Annotated in this window: 1 protein-coding gene; it reads right to left on the reverse strand. The window is 44.0% G+C overall.

Annotated features, from left to right (window positions below):
- The coding region (locus D3D02_RS20540; protein WP_147435745.1) for a sulfotransferase domain-containing protein at positions 1–530 on the reverse strand (530 nt) is incomplete at both ends.

Consider the following 530-nt stretch of genomic DNA (forward strand, 5'->3'; position numbering starts at 1 on the left):
ATACTGGACGCAGGATTTCATCTCTGACTATATCGGGACTCAGTTCCGAAATCCCGTTTCGAACGCGTCTGCGAGCTCGATAAAGTGAACCAGGTTCGTTGAAGTCCTTGCCCGCTTTGATTCTTTCTCCTACGATAGAGGGCGCATATTCGTTATCAACGCCGAGGAAATCGTAGATGTCCTGAATGAACGATTCATTATCCGACGTGAAATCGTCGAAAAACACGATTTTTATCTGATCAGAAGGATAATGCTCTTCCCATCGAGAGATGTGGTAATCATAAAACCCAGGGACTATAATCGCACTATTGGCCGCATGATAGTTGAGAGCATACTCAAAGGGAGCATTGGTCCAATTCTTTTGTGCATGCCACCACTGAGAGTACGCTCTTTCCACCGGATTTCGAACGCATAATCCTATTTTTGCATCAGGAATTAGATTTACAGCTCGTTTTGGCACCAAAGGATGCTTAACATATCCCGGTGATTCTTCTCCTACTATTTTCTCTCCATTATACTCGTCAAATTGG

The sequence above is a fragment of the Halobellus sp. Atlit-38R genome, from assembly GCF_003665925.1.
Taxonomy (GTDB): domain Archaea; phylum Halobacteriota; class Halobacteria; order Halobacteriales; family Haloferacaceae; genus Haloquadratum; species Haloquadratum inordinatus.